The sequence below is a fragment of the Paracoccus sp. SSK6 genome (assembly GCF_039770665.1).
GTDB lineage: Bacteria > Pseudomonadota > Alphaproteobacteria > Rhodobacterales > Rhodobacteraceae > Paracoccus.
The window spans coordinates 20855-37652 of record NZ_JBDPNJ010000013.1 but is presented as its reverse complement, the minus strand read 5'-3'; the positions used below and the strand labels follow the sequence as shown (position 1 = coordinate 37652).

At 68.0% G+C, this 16798-nt stretch carries 16 protein-coding genes; 4 read left to right on the top strand and 12 right to left on the bottom strand.

Annotation, left to right across the window (positions count from 1 at the left end):
* Positions 1-79 precede the first annotated feature (79 nt).
* The gene (locus AAIL68_RS10645; protein ID WP_347139798.1) at positions 80-790 is read left to right on the top strand and encodes a response regulator; all 711 of its coding nucleotides are present in this window, start codon (positions 80-82) and stop codon (positions 788-790) included.
* Position 791: 1 nt separating this feature from the next.
* Here AAIL68_RS10645 and AAIL68_RS10640 read toward each other — a convergent pair whose 3' ends face one another.
* The 8 genes from AAIL68_RS10640 to AAIL68_RS10605 all read right to left on the bottom strand — a co-directional run bounded on the left by AAIL68_RS10640 (position 792) and on the right by AAIL68_RS10605 (position 9216).
* The gene (locus AAIL68_RS10640) at positions 792-1496 is read right to left on the bottom strand and encodes a GNAT family protein (protein ID WP_347139750.1); all 705 of its coding nucleotides are present in this window, start codon (positions 1494-1496) and stop codon (positions 792-794) included.
* Positions 1497-1514: 18 nt separating this feature from the next.
* Complete coding sequence (locus tag AAIL68_RS10635; RefSeq protein WP_347139749.1) at positions 1515-2699, bottom strand: DUF1501 domain-containing protein; 1185 nt, start codon at positions 2697-2699, stop codon at positions 1515-1517.
* Entirely contained in the window at positions 2696-4045 is a 1350-nt protein-coding gene (locus AAIL68_RS10630; RefSeq protein ID WP_347139748.1) for a DUF1800 domain-containing protein, read from the bottom strand. The genes AAIL68_RS10635 and AAIL68_RS10630 overlap by 4 nt, the downstream gene beginning before the upstream one ends.
* 59 nt (positions 4046-4104) lie before the next feature.
* Entirely contained in the window at positions 4105-5880 is a 1776-nt protein-coding gene (gene aspS, locus AAIL68_RS10625) for an aspartate--tRNA ligase (RefSeq protein WP_347139747.1), read from the bottom strand.
* Positions 5881-5940: 60 nt separating this feature from the next.
* Complete coding sequence (locus tag AAIL68_RS10620) at positions 5941-6597, bottom strand: CPBP family intramembrane glutamic endopeptidase (RefSeq protein WP_347139746.1); 657 nt, start codon at positions 6595-6597, stop codon at positions 5941-5943.
* Positions 6570-7328 carry a GH25 family lysozyme gene (locus AAIL68_RS10615; RefSeq protein ID WP_347139745.1) on the bottom strand — a complete coding sequence of 253 codons (759 nt, stop codon included), beginning with the start codon at positions 7326-7328 and terminating at the stop codon, positions 6570-6572. Before AAIL68_RS10615 ends, AAIL68_RS10620 begins: the two co-directional genes overlap by 28 nt.
* Positions 7329-7461: 133 nt before the next feature.
* On the bottom strand, positions 7462-7791 hold the full coding sequence (locus AAIL68_RS10610; protein ID WP_347139744.1) for a hypothetical protein: 330 nt from the start codon (positions 7789-7791) through the stop codon (positions 7462-7464).
* 45 nt (positions 7792-7836) lie between these two features.
* Positions 7837-9216 carry an FAD-linked oxidase C-terminal domain-containing protein gene (locus AAIL68_RS10605; protein WP_347139743.1) on the bottom strand — a complete coding sequence of 460 codons (1380 nt, stop codon included), beginning with the start codon at positions 9214-9216 and terminating at the stop codon, positions 7837-7839.
* A gap of 145 nt (positions 9217-9361) precedes the next feature.
* Here AAIL68_RS10605 and AAIL68_RS10600 point away from each other — a divergent pair, with 145 nt between their 5' ends.
* Complete coding sequence (locus tag AAIL68_RS10600) at positions 9362-10255, top strand: glycosyltransferase (protein ID WP_347139742.1); 894 nt, start codon at positions 9362-9364, stop codon at positions 10253-10255.
* Positions 10255-11058: an NAD(P)-dependent oxidoreductase gene (locus tag AAIL68_RS10595; protein ID WP_347139741.1), complete on the top strand. Its 804-nt coding sequence runs from the start codon at positions 10255-10257 to the stop codon at positions 11056-11058. Before AAIL68_RS10600 ends, AAIL68_RS10595 begins: the two co-directional genes overlap by 1 nt.
* A 66-nt stretch (positions 11059-11124) precedes the next feature.
* On the opposite strand, the gene cobT is transcribed toward AAIL68_RS10595, so the two are convergent.
* Positions 11125-12990 (bottom strand): cobaltochelatase subunit CobT, encoded by a 1866-nt coding sequence (gene cobT, locus AAIL68_RS10590; protein WP_347139740.1) that lies wholly within the window; start codon positions 12988-12990, stop codon positions 11125-11127.
* Positions 12991-13142: 152 nt separating this feature from the next.
* Here cobT and AAIL68_RS10585 point away from each other — a divergent pair, with 152 nt between their 5' ends.
* Positions 13143-13724: an NAD(P)H-dependent oxidoreductase gene (locus AAIL68_RS10585; RefSeq protein WP_347139739.1), complete on the top strand. Its 582-nt coding sequence runs from the start codon at positions 13143-13145 to the stop codon at positions 13722-13724.
* A 43-nt stretch (positions 13725-13767) separates the two neighbouring features.
* Here the strand turns inward: AAIL68_RS10585 and AAIL68_RS10580 are convergent, their stop codons facing one another.
* The 3 genes from AAIL68_RS10580 to AAIL68_RS10570 are packed head-to-tail and all read right to left on the bottom strand — an operon-like array spanning position 13768 to position 16708.
* Positions 13768-14625, bottom strand: coding sequence for a hypothetical protein (locus AAIL68_RS10580; protein ID WP_347139738.1), 858 nt, complete (start codon positions 14623-14625; stop codon positions 13768-13770).
* A gap of 35 nt (positions 14626-14660) precedes the next feature.
* Positions 14661-16058: a TolC family outer membrane protein gene (locus AAIL68_RS10575; protein ID WP_347139737.1), complete on the bottom strand. Its 1398-nt coding sequence runs from the start codon at positions 16056-16058 to the stop codon at positions 14661-14663.
* A complete protein-coding gene (locus tag AAIL68_RS10570) occupies positions 16055-16708 on the bottom strand; it encodes a protein-L-isoaspartate O-methyltransferase (protein ID WP_347139736.1) in 654 nt (217 codons plus the stop codon). Before AAIL68_RS10570 ends, AAIL68_RS10575 begins: the two co-directional genes overlap by 4 nt.
* Between the last annotated feature and the right edge of the window lie 90 nt (positions 16709-16798).

Genomic DNA, 16798 nt, shown 5'->3' with positions numbered 1-16798 from the left:
GCTTCTTAGCGAATCGGGCGCTAACTGGAACGGCGACATTGGTGGGGACACTGACATGCAGAACGACATCGCGTCCGACATGGCCGATGCCTTGCCCCTGTGGCGGGTTTCGGCGCCGAACCGCCCGCTGGCCGGGCTGACCGTCCTGGTGGTGGAGGATTCCCGCTTTGCCAGCGAGGCCGTGCGGCTTCTGTGCCTGCGGTCGGGCGCGCGGATCCGGCGGGCCGATTGCCTGCGATCCGCCGCGCGGCATCTGCAAACCTATCGCCCGGCGGTGGTGATCGTGGACCTGGGCCTGCCCGATGGCGATGGCGCGGGGCTGATCCGCCAGATCGCCGCGACCGAACCGCGCGTGCCGGTGCTTCTGGGCATTTCGGGCGATCCCGATCTGGCCGACGTGGCGCTGGCTGCCGGGGCGGACGGCTTCCTGGCCAAGCCCATCGAAAGCCTGGGCCTGTTCCAGCAGACGATCCTGGCGGCCCTCCCGGTCGAGGCGCGGGGGCGCGGGCTGCGCCTCCTGCCGGATGAGGTGATCCAGCCCGACCCCTCGGGCCTGCGCGACGACCTGGCCCATGTGGCCGAGATCCTGGCAAGCGCGCAGGACACCACAGCGGTCGATTACATCGCTCATTTTCTGGCGGGCATCGCCCGGTCGGCCCATGATCCGGTGCTGGAGGCGGCAGCCACCGCCTTGCAGCGCGACCGGGATGCGGGCCATGCCCTGGCCAGCGACCTGGCGCGGATCAGCGGCCTGGTGCAGGAGCGGCTGGCCAAGGCCGCAAGCTTCTAGCTCAGGCGCCGTCGCTGCGCCCCGGCAGGGCCCTGCCGGTCAGGTCGGATAGCCTGACGCGCTGCTGGCCCGCCGCATCGAAATTCGCCGCGTCCAGCCATGTGGCATAGGCCGGCGCCAAGGCCAGCCAGTCGCTATCGGTGATCGAGAACCAGGCCGAATCGCGGCTCTCGCCCTTGACGATCATGTGGTTTCGGAACGTGCCTTCGTAGGTGAAGCCCAGCCGCAGGGCCGCGCGGCGGGACGGGGCGTTCAGCGCATTGCATTTCCATTCGACCCGCCGATAGCCCTGATCCATGGCCCAGCCAATCATCGCCATCAGCGCCGCGCTTGCGGTCCGCCCGCGCTGCAGCAGCGGCGTCAGCAGGATATGCCCGATCTCGATCACGCCATTGGCCGTATCGATGCGCAGGAAGGAAGCGCGCCCGGCGGCCCGCCCGGTCCGGGGATCAAGAATCGCCAGGAAAAACGGGTCCGTCGAGGCCTCGGCCTTTGCCATCCAGGCATGATGGTCGCTTTGGGACAGGAAGGGTCCATAGGGCATCCAGGTCCACAATCCGTCATGTCCCGCCTGCGCCTGAAACAGGCCGGCACCGTGCCGGTCTGCGGACAAGGGCTCTAGGATGCCGCTGCGGATCGGCTGCGCCGCCGGATGCGGTGGCGGCACGAAATCCGCCAATGGTGCCTTGTTGCCGCCACGCTGCATTCTGCGCCCCCTCTCCGATCACGCCAGAATGCGCGGATTGTCCCCCATGTCGAGGCCGGGAAACACGCTGCGTTCCAGCACGTCGGGCGCGATGCCGAACAGGTCGCGCAGGGACCAGGCGGCATAGGCGCGGATGTCGCGCAGGGGCATCAGGTCGCGCCCGGCGTAAAGCTCGCTTTCGCCCAGGCCCGGCCAGCCGCCGAAGGCCCGCCGGCCCCGGATGTTGCCGCCCGCCATCAGCAGCGCGCCGCCGGTGCCATGGTCGGTTCCGCCCGTCCCGTTCTCACGCACGGTGCGGCCGAATTCGGTCATCGCCAGCACCGTCGTGCGCGACCAGTTCGCGCCCAGGTCGCCGCGCAGGGTCAGGATCGCGGCGCCCAGGCGCTGCAAGGCGCGGTCGATCACCCTGGGCTGGCGCGCATGGCTGTCCCAGCCCGAGATCGAGAAGGTGGCGATCCGCGTCTCGCCGTTCAGGCGGTCGGCGGCGAATCGCGCCAGGGCCTGCGCGTCGCGGGTGGGGCCTGCCTCGGTCTCGACGGCGGCAAGGCCTTCGTTGATGATCTCGACCGCCTGCTCGCCCGCCGGGCGGAACAGCGGATCGTCATGCCAGACATGGGTCAGCAGGCGCTGGCCCTGCGCGGAGAGGCGAAAGCGCGTCTGCGGCGCCCAGCTTTTGGCGGGTGCCGCCCCGTCCAGAATGCGCATGTCATCCAGCCCCACCGAATAGGCGGTTTCCGACTGCGCGCCCGGCATGGCCTGCAACAGGCGGTTCAGCCAGCCGTCGCGCTGCTGCATCGCCTCGACATCGGTGCCGGTCCCGGCCTCCAGCACGTCCTGGCCGTCAAAATGGCTGCGCTTGTCGCGGTAAGGCGTGGACACGGCGGGGGCAAAGGCCAACTCGCCCGCCTGCCACAAGGGCATCAGCGGCGACAGCGAGGGATGGAGCGCGAAGAACCCGTCCAGGTCATGCGCCCCGCCTTCGGGCCCGACCGACAGGGTCTTGCGCAGGGTCCGCAGCGCGGGATCGCCATAGGGCTGGAACGCGTCCAGCCCGTCCATCGCGCCCCGCAGGATGATGACGACCAGCCGGTTCTCGCCCGGCGCGGTGGCGAAGGCGATCGAGGACAGCAGCGGATGCGCGGCGGCCGAGCAGCCGATCAGCGCGCCGGATTTCAGGAACAGGCGGCGGGACAGCATCGTCATCTCCGGTTGAAATCGGGCGAGGCGAGGATCACGGCCAGTCCCTCGGCCGGGGATTCGGCCTTGGGCACCGCCCAGCGAAGCGCGTCCGAGGCGCTGTCGCCAAGCGCGGCCTGCATGAAGGCGCGCGGGTCGGGCAGGTCCGGCCGCAGCTTCGGCAACATCCGCATGGCCCAGTCGATGCGCCCCGCCAGCCCCTGTGCCGTGGCCCAGGCGGACGCATCCTCGGGCCAGCCGTCGGGGCCGCGCGGGCTGCCCCATTTCTGGCCCATCACGAACATGCCGCCCAGCAGCAGGTTGCGGAAGGCGCGCTCCTCCAGCGCCATGATGTCCGCTTGGGCAAAGCCGCAGCCGCGCAGGGCCGCCACGACATAGTCGAAGGGCTGGCGCAGCTTCTGGCGGAAGCAGTCGCGCAGTTCCGGCGCCTCGGCCAGCACCAGATACAGGGTCGGCAGATCGCCACGGCTGTCGCGGAAGGCCTGCGCCAGCCGCTGCACCAGGCTGTCGGGAGGATCGTCGGAGACGAAATGCACCGCCAGCTTGCGGGCGATGTGGCGGGCGGTCGCGTCATGGGCGGCCAGATCCTCGATCACCTCGCGGATCTCGTCCTTGCGTCGGTCGCGCCGGTAGGTCTTGCCCAGCACCTCGAAGGAACCGGGCTCGGCCCAGTTCCAGTTGTAGAAGCTGGCCCCATCGCGGTTCGGGCGGAAGGTCAGACCCGTCAGCAACAGTGCAAGCTGGCGCACGTCGCGCTGCCCATAGCCCGACCCCGCGCCCAGGCTGTGCAGTTCGATCATCTCGCGCGCGAGGTTCTCGTTCACGCCGCGCCCGGTCTTTCCGGCGGGCGAGTTCGGGCCGATCGACGTGACCTGGTCCAGATAGGTGATCATCCGGGGATGGGTCTCGGCCGCGACCATCAGATCCGCGAAACGGCCCATCAGATGCGGCCGGATCGCCTCGTCCACGAAGGCCGCCGCCGTGACCACGTCGAAGACGCTGCCGTCCGTCACGGTGAAATGGTCGGCCCAGAACTGCACCAGCCGTTCGCCGAAGCCGCCCGCATCGCCCACCGCGCGGGCCATCCTGATCCGGGGCGCGCGCGCGCCGATGTCGCGCACAATGTCGCGCAGCGCCTGGACCTGCGCATCCTTGTCAGGCGCGGTCGAGCGGTTCAGGTCGGAAAAGCGTGACCGATGGGGCAGATGGTCCCTTGCCACCGAAAAGGCGTCCCCGTCCGGCCCGGCGGTCCTGATCGCGGCGACCAGGGCCTCTGGGTCAGCGGGCGGGCTGGACAAGGGCGACAGCCCATAGCCCAGCCTGATCGCGGCAAGTTCAGGATATGCCAGCATTCACGGTCCCGGTTGAAAGTCCCGCCGCAAGGCTAGGCAACGGGGGCCGGAATGTCAGATCACTCTTTCGGCAGGACGCGCAGGCGCAATTCGCGCAACTGTTCGTTGGTGGGTTCGCTGGGGGCGCCCATCATCAGATCCTCGGCCCGCTGGTTCATCGGGAACATGATGACCTGGCGGATGTTCACCTCGTCCGCCAGCAGCATCACGATCCGGTCGATGCCCGCAGCACAACCCCCGTGCGGCGGCGCGCCATAGCGGAAGGCCTTGACCATGCCGCCGAAACGCTTTTCGACCTCACTGGCCGGATAGCCCGCCAGTTCGAAAGCCTTGAACATGATCTCGGGCTTGTGGTTGCGGATCGCGCCGGAGATCAGTTCGTAGCCGTTGCAGGCGAGGTCGTACTGGTATCCCTTGACCTGCAGGGGATCGCCGTTCAGCGCCTCAAGCCCGCCCTGCGGCATCGAGAACGGATTGTGGCTGAAGTCGATCTTGCCCTCGTCGGTCTTCTCGTACATCGGGAAATCGACGATCCAGGCGAACTTGAACTGGTTTTCCTGCGTCAGGCCAAGCTCTCGCCCGATCTCGTTGCGGGCACGGCCCGCGACGGCCTCGAACTGCTCGGGGCGCCCGCCCAGGAAGAAGACGGCATCGCCCTCGCCCAGGCCTAGTTGCAGGCGGATCGCTTCGGTGGGTTCATGGCCCAGCGCCTTGGCGATGGGTCCGGCGGCTTCGGTGGATCCATCCTCGGCCTTGCGCCAGAAGATATAGCCCATGCCCGGCAACCCTTCGCGCTGCGCAAAGGCGTTCATGCGGTCGGCGAACTTGCGGCTGCCCCCGGTCGGTGCGGGGATGGCGCGGACCTCGGTCCCCTCCTGCTCCAGCAGTTTCGCGAAGATGCCGAAGCCGGAACCGCGGAAGTGGTCGCTGACCACCTGCATCTCGATCGGGTTGCGCAGGTCGGGCTTGTCGCTGCCGTATTTCAGCATCGATTCGGCATAGGGAATGCGCGGCCAGTTCGGATCGACCGGGCGGCCGCCGCCGAACTCCTCGAACAACCCCTGGATCACCGGCTGGACGGTGTTGAACACGTCCTCCTGGTCCACGAAGGACATTTCCATGTCCAACTGGTAGAAATCGGTGGGGCTGCGGTCGGCGCGCGGGTCTTCATCGCGGAAACAGGGGGCGATCTGGAAATACTTGTCGAAGCCCGCAACCATGATGAGCTGCTTGAATTGCTGGGGGGCCTGCGGGAGGGCATAGAACTTGCCCGGATGCAGGCGCGAGGGCACCAGGAAGTCGCGCGCGCCTTCGGGGGACGACGCGGTGATGATGGGCGTCTGGAATTCGGTGAAGCCCTGGTCCCACATGCGGTTGCGGATCGACCGGATCACCTTGGACCGCAGCATGATGTTGTCGTGCAGAGACTCGCGGCGCAGGTCGAGGAAGCGATAGGCGAGCCGCGTTTCCTCGGGGTATTCCTGGTCGCCGAAGACCGGCAGGGGCAGTTCGTCCGCAGGGCCAAGCACCTCGAGGTCGGTGGCATAGACCTCGATCTCTCCGGTGGGCAGCTTGGGGTTGACCAGCGATGCGTCGCGCAGCTTCACGCGGCCGTCGATGCGGATCACGGTTTCCGCGCGCAGCTTGTCCATCGCGGCAAAGGCCGGGCTGTCGCTGTCGGCCAGAACCTGGGTCATGCCGTAATGGTCGCGCAGGTCCACGAACAGCACGCCGCCATGGTCGCGGACCCGGTGGACCCAGCCCGACAGGCGGACGGTTTCGCCGGCTGAAGCGGCGGTCAGGTCGCCGCAGGTGTGGCTGCGATAGGCGTGCATGGTCGTTCCCCGAATAATCCGCCGTGCATCAAGCCCGGCGGGGGCGGGAAGTCAACCGGCTTAGAACGGGCGCACCACGTTGCCGGTATAGAAATAGGCGCCCATGCCGGTGGTGAACAGCAGGTTCCCGGCCACCGCGTGCAACAGCCAGGCGGCGGGAAAGCCGTGGCGCAGATAGGCGCGTGCGAAGATCCAGCCGCCCACGAAGGTCAGGACCGCCACGACCGACGACCAGTACATCAGATGCGCGAAGGAAAAGATCGCGGCATTGATGGCGATGGCACCCTGCCCCTGGGGCAGCAGCGCGGCATAGCGGTGAAAGAACAGCGGACGGAAGATCAGTTCCTGCGGCAGCGCCGACAGGATCGGATAGAACACCCAGATCAGCGGCAGCATCCCCGACCGCAGCATGGCGAACAGCCGTTCGGGATAGGTGAAATACAGGATCACCGTGCCCGCCAGCAGGGTCGCGGCGGACAGGGCCAGCACCTCCAGCCAGGGCATCCTGCTCCACCCCCGGACCAGGGACCGCCAGCCGAAGCCGCCGGTGCGCCACAACAGCAGCATCCCGGCGACCGAGAACAGGGCCAGCGCCGTGAACAGGTGGCGGCCCGGCATGAACAGCGCAATGGCCAGCGGCGCCCCGATATAGAGCGCCGCGAACTCGACCCACAGCCAGAAGCGGGGTCTTACCGCGTCAGGCGCGTCTGCAACCATCGCACCCAGTCCGCGCGCGTGCCTGCAAAGGCGTTGAGGTCGGTGTTGCCGCGAATGCCCGGAACGATGCCGGTCCCGGTATATTGCCAGAAGGCCCAGCGCTGTCCGGGGTAAGGCACGCTGGGATGGTTGGCGACCGAACGCAGCCAGAACTCCGCCCGCATGTCGCCCAGCCGGTTGTCGCGGTAGAAATCGACCGTCGTATAGATGATCGGCCGCTGCCCGTAATGGCGTCCCACGATGTCCATGAAGATCGAGGCCTCGCGCTTGACCTGGGCTGGCGAGGGACGGTACGGGCAGGTCTGCGACCGGGTCCATTCCAGGTCGATGACCGGCGGCAGCGACCCGATTTCCCGCGGAACCTGCTGGATGAACCAGCGCGCCTGTTCGGCCCCCGTGCGGCAGAAATAGAAGTAATGATAGGCCCCGCGTGGGATCCGGGCATTCGCCGCCTCGCGCCAATAGCGGTGGAAGCTGGGATCGTAATGATCGCCCCCCTCGGTCGCCTTGATGAAGGCGAAGCTGATGCCCGCGTTGCGGACGCGGTTCCAGTCGATGTCGCCCTGCCAGCGCGACACGTCGATGCCGTGGACGGCATGGCCGTAAGGGTGGCGCCCGCCCCAGTCGTGTGGGGCCGAATCGCCAAGCTGCGGGTTCGCGCCCGGACCAGGCGCCGGGCGATAGCCGCCCCGTTCGGGCGTGCGCGAACACGCGACCGCCAGCACCAACATCAAGCCAAGCAATAGCTTAGAAAAGACTCTCATCCTGCCCCCGTGGCGTCCTGAACCGGATCTTGTTCTGGCAGGCTTATCGCAAAGCCGTGAGACAAAGTCACCGGTTCGTGACGGTCACGAGTGCGTCAGGTCAGTTCGCGTCCTGCGGGGCATCCTGGGTCGCGGGGGCGGCGTTCTCGGTGGCCGGGGCCGCCTCGGTGCCGCGAACGTCCTCATCCTCCATCTGCGGAGTGCCCTCGGGCGACACCACCGGGGGCGCGGTACCGTCGGTGCCTTCCGCATTGGTGATGGGCGTTTCGGCGGGCGGCGGGGTGGTCGCGATCCCTTTGTTCTGTTCGTTCGTTCCCGGCCGGAAGACTACAAAGGCAAGGAAGGCCGCCAGAAGCGCAATGGCAAGGGCGATCAGCGCGGGCTTGTGCCTGCCGGCCGACCGCTGGGCGTTGTTGTCGTTGTGGGACATGGCGTTTTCTCCAATGGCTTGGCAAGGAAACTGCCGGATGCTGGCCTAGTTCCTGTCGGGCACCAGCTTTCCGGGGTTCAGGATGCCATGGGGATCCAGCGCGGCCTTGATCTGGCCCATCACCTGCCATCCTTTGCCATGCTGGGCCGCCATCAGCCCGCGCTTGCCGATGCCGATGCCATGTTCGCCGGTGATGGTGCCGCCCACTGCCAGCGCCCGTTCGGCCATGCGGGTGGCGACGCGCTTGGCCGCCGCGATCTCCTCGTCGCTGCCGGGATCGACCAGCAGCAGCGCATGGAAGTTGCCGTCGCCCACATGCCCAAGGATGGGACCGATCAGCCCTTCGGCGGCGATGTCCTCGGCGGCGGCGTGGACGGCGGCGGGCAGGTGCGACATCGGCACGCAGACATCGGTGATCAGCCCCGAGGTGCCGGGCCGCAGCGCCAGGCAGGCGTGATAGGCCCCGTGCCGCATCCGCCACAGCCGGGCGCGATCCTCGGCGGTGGTGGCCCAGTCGAAGCCCTGGGCGCCGAACTCACCCGCGATCTCGCCGAAGCGGGCGGCGTCCTCGCGCACGGCATTGGGGCTGCCGTGGAATTCCACCATCAGATGCGGCTGTTCGGGCATGGCGCTGCCGGAATGCAGGTTGAAGGCCCGCGCACTCGCCGCATCGACGAATTCGATCCGCGCCATGGGAATGCCCGACTGGATCGTGGCGCTGACGCATTCCACGGCATGATCCAGGCTGTCGAAGGCGCAGACGGCGGCGGCGACTTCTTCGGGCTGGCCATGCAGGCGCAGGGTCAGTTCGGTGATGACGCCCAGCGTCCCTTCGGATCCGACGAACAGCCCCGTCAGGTCATAGCCCGCACTGGATTTCGCCGCCCGCGTGCCGGTGCGGATAATCCGCCCGTCGGCCAGCACCACCTGAAGCGCCAGCACATTGTCGCGCATGGTGCCGTAGCGCACGGCGGTCGTCCCGCTGGCCCGTGTCGCCGCCATCCCGCCAAGGCTGGCATTGGCGCCGGGATCGACCGGGAAGAACAGGCCCGTCGCGCGCAGTTCCGTGTTCAGCGCCTCTCGCGTGACGCCGGGCTGAACGGTGGCCTGCATGTCCTCGGCCCGGATCTCGACCACCCTGTCCATCCGCGACAGATCGAGCGACAGGCCGCCCTGCACCGGCAGCGCGTGCCCCTCCAGCGAAGTGCCGGTCCCCCAGGCGATCACCGGAACGCGCGCCTCGTTGCAGGCCGACAGGATCGCCGCGACCTCCTCGGCACTCTCGGGCCAGGCCACCGCGTCGGGCGGGGCCGAGCGGTGGAAGCTTTCCGATTGCGCATGGTGGTCACGGTCGGCGGCGGCCTGGGACAGGCGTGTTCCCAGGATGCCACGCAGGCGGTCGGAAAGGTCGGCAGGCAGGCTCATGGTCATTCCCTTGGTTGCGGCGGGCAGGTTAGCCTTGTCGTTGAACCTTGGCAAAGCCCGCCGCGTTCTGTCATCAACGGTTCATGAAACTGCCATAACCTTGCGCAAAACCACCGCCTGACCTTTGGACTGCCCAGGACACCCGATGGACACCACCCGGATCTCGCCGCTCTATCCCCCCGCCTCGCGCGGCGGCAACCGCCCCCTGCCCGAGGGGCTGAAGGCCGAAACGGACGCCCGATCCGATCATGCCTATGTCACGCTGGTGACCAATCCCGACTACCTGCCGGGGGCCGAGGCCCTGTTGCGGTCCCTGAGGCTGACCGGCACGCGCGCCGATCTGGTGGTGATGCACCGGGGCTTGGGCCCCGCGCATCTGGCGCGGCTGCGCGCGCACGGAGCCCGGCTGATCGCGGCCGACCTGCTGCCCACGTCCGACCATTTCGACCGCACCCATGCCCGCGACGCCTTGCACGCCCGCGCGGCCTTCACCCGCGGCGGCAAGCCCGATTTCCACACGCCGCTGGACAATTTCGTCAAGCTGCGGCTGTGGCAACTGGACTACGACCGCTGCGTCTTCATCGACGCCGACGCGGTGGTGCTGCGTTCGGTCGAAAAGCTGTTCGACCTGCCGGAATTCTGCGCCGCGCCCAATGTCTATGACGGGCTGGATGGATTTCACCGCATGAATTCGGGCGTCTTCACCGCACGGCCCGACATCCGCACCTATCATGCCATGATGGCGCATCTGGACCGGCCGGGCGTCTTCTGGCGGCGCACCGACCAGACCTTTTTACAGGACTATTTCCCGGACTGGCACGGCCTGTCGATCCATCACAACATGCTGCAATATGTCTGGATCAACATGCCCGAACTGTGGAGTTGGGAGGACATCCGCATCCTGCATTTCCAATATGAAAAGCCCTGGCAGGACCACGACAAGGCCCACCTGCTGCGCCCGCTGATCGACCTGTGGCGCGCCATCGCGGAAGGCCATCCGGTCCCCGATCTCGCCGCCCAGGTCCGGCCCGCCGCGTGATGCGGATCGCGCTGACCGGCGCATCGGGCATCGTCGGCGGCTTCGTGCTGAGGGCAGCGCAGGCCGCGGGCCATCAGGTTACGCACCTGGACCGCAGCACCGGCTTCCACCTGGGCGATGCCCTCGACCTGTCCGGCCATGACGCGCTGATCCACTGCGCCTTCGCTCATGCCCCCGGTCGCTATCGCGGGGGCGAGGGCGACGACCCCGCCAGCTTCCTGCGGCTGAACGGCGACGGCACCCGCCGCCTGTTCGATACAGCCGTCCGGGATGGCGTGGAGCGGGTGATCTTCCTGTCCTCTCGCGCGGTCCATGACGGCTATCTCCCCGGCACCGCCCTGCCGGACGACCTGCCCGCCCGGCCTGCCAACCTGTATGGCCAAGTCAAGGCCGCTGCCGAGGTCTATCTGGCAAGCCTGCCCGTCATGGGCACCGCGATCCGCGCAACCGGAGTCTATGGCCTGCCCGAGAAATGGCGCGACCTGTTCAGCGACTACCTGGCAGGCCGCCCCCTCCCGCCCCGCATCGCGACCGAGGTTCATGGCGACGACCTCGCCGCCGCGATCCTGCTGCTGCTGTCCCAGCCAGACCCGCCCACGCAGGTGAATTGCAGCGACCTGATCCTGGATCGCCACGACCTGCTGGCCGAGGTCCAGGCCCTGACCGGCTGCCCGCACCCCCTGCCCGCCCGCGCCGATCCGGCACCCCTGCGTGTCCAGGATTGCGCCCGGCTGCACGCGCTTGGCTGGCATCCGGGCGGCATGGCAAAACTGCGGGCGACTTTGCCTCATCTTCTGTGCTGAAGTATCCTCGGGGGCAGGACGCCCATAGGGCGGCCGCAGGGGGCGGAAGGCCCCCTGTCCGCAGGATCAGGCGCGCCGGCTTGCCATGCTCAAAGCCCGCGCCCGCTTGCGCGGATCGGCATCGAACAGCGCGGCCAGTTGTTCCGTGATCGCACCGGCCAACTGGTCGGCGTCAGTGATCGTCACCGCGCGTTCGTAGTACCGCGTCACGTCATGGCCGATGCCGATCGCCAGCAGTTCGACCATGCGCTTCTTCTCCACCATGGCGATCACGTCGCGCAGGTGCTTTTCCAGGTAATTCGCCGGATTGACCGACAGGGTCGAATCATCGACCGGCGCGCCGTCCGAAATCACCATCAGGATCTTGCGCGCCTCGGACCGGCGGACCAGCCGCTTGTGCGCCCATTCCAGCGCCTCGCCGTCGATGTTTTCCTTGAGCAGCCCTTCCTTCATCATCAGCCCAAGGTTCGGCCGCACTCGCCGCCAAGGCGCGTCCGCCCCCTTGTAAATGATGTGGCGCAGGTCGTTCAGACGCCCAGGCTGGGCAGGACGGCCCGCCTGCAACCAGGCCTCTCGCGACTGCCCGCCCTTCCAGGCGCGGGTGGTAAAGCCCAGGATTTCCACCTTGACGCTGCACCGCTCCAGCGTGCGGGCCAGCACGTCGGCGCAGATCGCAGCGATACTGATCGGACGGCCGCGCATCGACCCCGAATTGTCGATCAGCAGCGTCACCACCGTGTCGCGGAACTCGGTGTCCTTCTCGACCTTGAAGGACAGCGGAGTCGTCGGGTTCGCCACCACGCGCGCCAAACGGCCCGCGTCCAGAACGCCCTCCTCCTTGTCGAACTCCCAACTGCGGTTCTGCTGGGCCTGCAAGCGGCGCTGCAACTTGTTCGCCAAGCGGCTGACCGCCCCGCGCAGGGGTTCCAGCTGCTTGTCCAGATAGGCGCGCAAGCGTTCCAACTCCGCCGGATCGGCCAGATCCTCGGCCCGGATCTCCTCGTCCCATTGCTGGCTGAAGACCTTGTATTCCGCGCTTGCCTCGCTGACCGGCGGCGGCAGGTCGGGCGGCGTTTCCGATTCGGGCATCTCGGCCTCGTCGGTCAACTGCTCGTCGGACTGGTCGTCCATGCTGACCTGGGCCTGCCGCTCGTCCTGCTGCTGTTCCTGGGACCGTTCGGGGGATGCCTCGGCATCCTCGCTGTCGTCCTGGTCGCGGGACTGGTTGTCGCCCGCTTCCTCGTCCTGCTCGGCATTCTCCTCGGCGTCGTCGTCTTCCGGCTGGTCGGGATCGTCGCCAAGCTGGTCCGCGTAGCCCAGGTCGCTGATGACCTGCCGCGACAGGCGCGCGAATGCCGCCTGGTCTGCCAGCACCTCGTTCACATGCGACAGCGACCCGCCCGCCTGCTGTTCCACGAAGGGCCGCCACAGATCGGCCACATGCTGCGCCCCTGCGGGCAGCGCGCGGCCCGTCGCGGCCTGGCGCACGATGTATCCCGCAGCAACCGCCAGCGGCGCATCGGCAGGCGCCTTGATCTGGCCGTAACCCTTCTTGTCGGCATCCGCGCCGATGCGGGCGTCGATATTGGACAGCGCGCCCGGCATGTCGCGCGCGCCAAGCGCCTCGCAGCGGGCGGTCTCCATGGCCTCGTAAAGCTCTCGCGCCATGGGGCCTGCGGGGGCGAAACGGGCATGGGTCGCCGCATCGTGGTGGCGCATCCGCATTGCGAGGGCATCGGCGGTGCCGCGCGCCTGCACGATCTCGTCCCGGCCCATGCGGCGGCTGACCTGCGGCAGGCGCATCGTGTCGCCCGCGACGCCCGACGGATCGGCGCTGAAGGTCACGTTCAGATCCCGGTCGTCGGCCAGGGCACGCGTCGCCTCGGACAAGGCCTTCTTGAACGGATCGGCGGGGTTGTCGGACTTTTTCATGGAGATTGATAGACCACCCCCGTGCCCGTCAGGCAAGGGCCGTTGTGCGAAAACACGGGGTCGCCTGTGCGCCCCTGCCTGCAGATTTGCCGAACCATGCGGGCCGGAGGGCGTTAGACTGGCCGTGCCCCCTGACACAAGGACGAACGAACATGACCAAGCCCCGCATCGGCGTCATCATCAGTTCCACCCGCGACACGCGCTTTGCCGACAAGCCTGCGGCCTGGCTGATGGACAAGGTCAAGGATCATCCCGACCTGGACTTCGAACTGATCGACCTGCGCAACCAGAACCTGCCCTTCTTCAACGAGCCCGCCTCGAACCTCTGGATGCCGTCAAGCGATCCCAATGCGGTGGCCTGGCAGCAGAAGCTGGCTGGCCTTGACGGCTTTGTCTTCGTTGTCGCGGAATACAACCGCTCGATCACCGGGGCGCTGAAGAACGCGCTGGACCAGGCCTACAAGGAATGGAACCGCAAGCCCTTCGCGGCCCTGGCCTATGGCAGCCTGGGCGGCGCGCGCGCCCTGGAACACCTGCGCCTGATCGGGATCGAGCTTCAGATGGTGCCGCTGCGCAATGCCGTCCACATCGCGGCGGGCGATTTCTTCAAGGTCTCGCCCTTGGGCGCCGATGCCCCGATCAGCGAGATCGAGGGCAATCTGGAAGGCTCGCTCAAGGCCATGCTGGAGGAGTTGACCTGGTGGGCCACGGTGCTGCAAAAGGCGCGCGCCTGACCGGATTGCGGGGCAGCGCCACGACCGGCGCTGCCCGACTGCTTCAGAACCGATCCAGTTGCGCCTCGATGGCGGCGGCGACCTCGCGGCGGATCACGGCGCGCAGGTTGGCCGAGAAGCGCTGCCCAAGCTCTCCGTTCAGTTCCTCCTGCACCATCTCGCGCAGCAGGTCGCGGATGTCCTGCTCGGTTTCCTCTATCCCGGCCTGAGCCTGCATTTCGGCGTCGAAGGCTTCGGCAGCGGCGGCCAGTCGGGCGACCGTGTCGATGGCGGCGGGGGCTTCGGGCGGCAGGGTCCAGCCGGACAGGCGCTGCTCCTGCCTGAGCGCCGCGAACGGGGCTGGTTCGTCCAGTTCGGGACGCATCCGGGCCTTCCAGTCGAAGGCTTCGGCGAAGTCGTCGGCATCATCGCCGATGTCATGGTCCGCTTGCACGACGCTGGCCGCCACGGGCACGGGTGCAGGCGCGACCTGCCGGGCGGCCTCGCGCGGCTCAGGGCGCAGCCAGGCCCGCCAGCCCGAGGCTTTCGGCGCTTCAGGCTCCTGGATCCGGCGTTCGGCCCCGAGCCGCAGGGGGGAGACCTTGGCCATCGGCAAAGCCTCGGGCTTGGCGCAGATGGGGGATTGCGCAGCGGCCGGCGCCTTGGCCGGCTCGGCCGCAACCGGGGCCGGACGCCCTGCCGATCCGACCAGCTGCCGCGCCAAGGCCGCGTTGCCGCCATAGCGGCGGGCCAGGAATTCGCCCGCATCGTCCTGGACCAGACCATTCCGGTCGTCCCGGACACCGTCGCGCGCGGTGCTGAGCGCATCGTCGTCGGCGATCATCCGACGGATGGCTGACAGTACGTCGCCGATGTCTTCGGACAGGCGTGCCGCGTTCTGCGAAAAGCGGGGGTCAGCCATGGGTGCCCCCGCAGATCGGTGCGCAGATCGAGAGGTCAGTTCCGTCCGATCGCGCGAAGCACGCGGTCGAGGCTTTCGCCCTGCTTGCTGGTGTAGGGCGCGTCGCGCACGGCGTTGTAGTACTGCGAAGGGTCATATGTCGGAATCCCCAGGTTGAGGTGTTCTACCGTAAGACGACCCATAGCAGCGAGAAGTTGATAATGTGCTAATTGCAGGTTGGCTTGCGCCGTGATCTTGTCCGCGCGTGCCTCCAGCAGCGACTGTTCCGCATCCAGCACGTCCAGCGTCGTGCGCGCGCCAAGCGCCGCTTCCTCCCGGACGCCATTGTAGGCCTGCTGCGCCGCGCCGATCTGTTCGTCGATGGCGCGGATCTGCGCGCGGGCCACGTCGATATTGGCCCATGATTCGCCGACAAGCTGGCTGATCTGGCGGGACACGTTCAAGAGGTTCGACCGCGCCTGGTCGCGCAGGGCCATGGCCCGGCGATGCTGGGCGGGCAGACGGCCCCCGGAATAGATGGTCTGGTTCAGCGTCAGCCCGACCGAGGCGCTGTTGCGCGTATCATACCCTCCGTTCAACTGGGTCTGGGGGCTGCGCGTGATGCCCGCCGCGACATTGCCCGACAGCGACGGGTTGCGTTCCGCCGCGGCCTGGGCAACGCCCAGTTCCGCCGCCGCGGCCTGGCGCTGCGCCTGCGCGATCAGCGGATGGTTGCGCTGACCGATGGCGCGGGCCTCATCGACCGAGGCGGGCAGCCGGGGCAGCGGCGGGGGTGCATCCAGGGCGCCCGGAAGGCGCCCGGTCGCGGCCAGATAGCCTTCGCGCGCGATCTCCAGATCGCCCTGGGCCGAGGCCAGTCCGGCCTGCGTCTGCGCCAGTTGCGCATCGGCCAGGGCCACGTCGGTCACGGTGATCTCGCCCACGTCGAAGCGGTCCTGTGCCGCCTGGCGTTCGCGGGTCAGAACCTCGACCGAGTTCTGCTGCAGGGCCACCCGCTCGGTCGCCTGCTTGATGTCGAAAAAGGCGACCGTGGCGTCCAGCAGGACATCCTGCTCGACCGCGACCAGGCCCTGACGCGTGGCCAGCACCTGTTCCTTGGCGGCGTCGATGGCCAGTTGCGACCGGCCCCAGTCGTAAAGCAGCATCTCGGCGCCGATCTGCAGCGAGGTCGAGCGCGAGGTGAGGTAGTCCGACACCCCTTCATCGCGGCGAACGGTGTGGCTTGCAGTCCATTGGACAATCGGGCGCAGGGCGGAAAGTGCGATCGCCACATCCTCGTCGGCGGCCCGCAGCACGGCGCGGTTCTGGTCGATCAGCGCCGAATGGCGATAAGCCGCGACCATGGTGTCGGCCAGCGATTCGGCCATGGCCGGGCTGCCCAGGGCCGTCAGGGCAATGGCCGCAACCCCGGCGAGGCGACGCAGCCGGATCATAGCGCAAACCCCCGTTCGCGCTGGAACCCCGGCAGCAGCGGGGCCAAGGCGTTGAAGCCATAGCGCCAGTTGACGCGGCCGCCGATGCTGTGGCCGATCCTGACGACGCCCAGGGCCCCTTCCAGGAACAGCGCGACGATCCGTCCGCCTTCCTTCAACTGGTCCAGGATCGCCGCCGGCACCTCCTCGACCCCGCCGCCGATCAGGATCGCGTCATAGGGCCCCTGCTTGGGCGCGCCTTCGCGCAGGGGCGCGTTCAGGACGGCCACGTTGAAGACGCCCGCCTCGCTCAGCCGGCGCTCGGCCTCGGCCGCCATCTCCTCGCTGTCCTCGATCGCGACGACGGCCTGGACCATCCGCGCGATCACCGCCGAGGAATAGCCATAGCCGCAGCCCAGATCCAGGACGAGGTTTTCAGGCTGCAGGTCCAGCATGTCGATCATCTTGCCCAGGGTGCGCGGCTCCAGCAGGACGCGCCCTTCCCCCAGGTCCAGGTTCTCGCCCGAATAGGCCACGGCCCTGCGCGCGGGGGGCACGAAATCCTCCATCGGAACCGCCAGCATGGCTTCGATCACGGGGAACTTGGTGACATCATTGGGGCGGACCTGCGTGTCCACCATCATGGTGCGCCGCGCGGCGAAATCGCTCATCTCGGGGAACCTCTGCAAGCTGCTTTGAAGGCTTAATCGCACGATTCCGGGGCTTCGGCAACGCCGCACGTTCCCGTCTTGCAAGCCGCG

Excerpts from the sequence above, each read along its gene's own strand:
- AAIL68_RS10645 (WP_347139798.1), top strand. The coding sequence starts at position 80 with ATGGCCGATGCCTTGCCCCTGTGGCGGGTTTCGGCGCCGAACCGCCCG.
- AAIL68_RS10640 (WP_347139750.1), bottom strand. The coding sequence starts at position 1,496 with ATGCAGCGTGGCGGCAACAAGGCACCATTGGCGGATTTCGTGCCGCCA.
- AAIL68_RS10635 (WP_347139749.1), bottom strand. The coding sequence starts at position 2,699 with ATGACGATGCTGTCCCGCCGCCTGTTCCTGAAATCCGGCGCGCTGATC.
- AAIL68_RS10630 (WP_347139748.1), bottom strand. The coding sequence starts at position 4,045 with ATGCTGGCATATCCTGAACTTGCCGCGATCAGGCTGGGCTATGGGCTG.
- aspS (WP_347139747.1), bottom strand. The coding sequence starts at position 5,880 with ATGCACGCCTATCGCAGCCACACCTGCGGCGACCTGACCGCCGCTTCA.
- AAIL68_RS10620 (WP_347139746.1), bottom strand. The coding sequence starts at position 6,597 with ATGGTTGCAGACGCGCCTGACGCGGTAAGACCCCGCTTCTGGCTGTGG.
- AAIL68_RS10615 (WP_347139745.1), bottom strand. The coding sequence starts at position 7,328 with ATGTTGGTGCTGGCGGTCGCGTGTTCGCGCACGCCCGAACGGGGCGGC.
- AAIL68_RS10610 (WP_347139744.1), bottom strand. The coding sequence starts at position 7,791 with ATGTCCCACAACGACAACAACGCCCAGCGGTCGGCCGGCAGGCACAAG.
- AAIL68_RS10605 (WP_347139743.1), bottom strand. The coding sequence starts at position 9,216 with ATGAGCCTGCCTGCCGACCTTTCCGACCGCCTGCGTGGCATCCTGGGA.
- AAIL68_RS10600 (WP_347139742.1), top strand. The coding sequence starts at position 9,362 with ATGGACACCACCCGGATCTCGCCGCTCTATCCCCCCGCCTCGCGCGGC.
- AAIL68_RS10595 (WP_347139741.1), top strand. The coding sequence starts at position 10,255 with ATGCGGATCGCGCTGACCGGCGCATCGGGCATCGTCGGCGGCTTCGTG.
- cobT (WP_347139740.1), bottom strand. The coding sequence starts at position 12,990 with ATGAAAAAGTCCGACAACCCCGCCGATCCGTTCAAGAAGGCCTTGTCC.
- AAIL68_RS10585 (WP_347139739.1), top strand. The coding sequence starts at position 13,143 with ATGACCAAGCCCCGCATCGGCGTCATCATCAGTTCCACCCGCGACACG.
- AAIL68_RS10580 (WP_347139738.1), bottom strand. The coding sequence starts at position 14,625 with ATGGCTGACCCCCGCTTTTCGCAGAACGCGGCACGCCTGTCCGAAGAC.
- AAIL68_RS10575 (WP_347139737.1), bottom strand. The coding sequence starts at position 16,058 with ATGATCCGGCTGCGTCGCCTCGCCGGGGTTGCGGCCATTGCCCTGACG.
- AAIL68_RS10570 (WP_347139736.1), bottom strand. The coding sequence starts at position 16,708 with ATGAGCGATTTCGCCGCGCGGCGCACCATGATGGTGGACACGCAGGTC.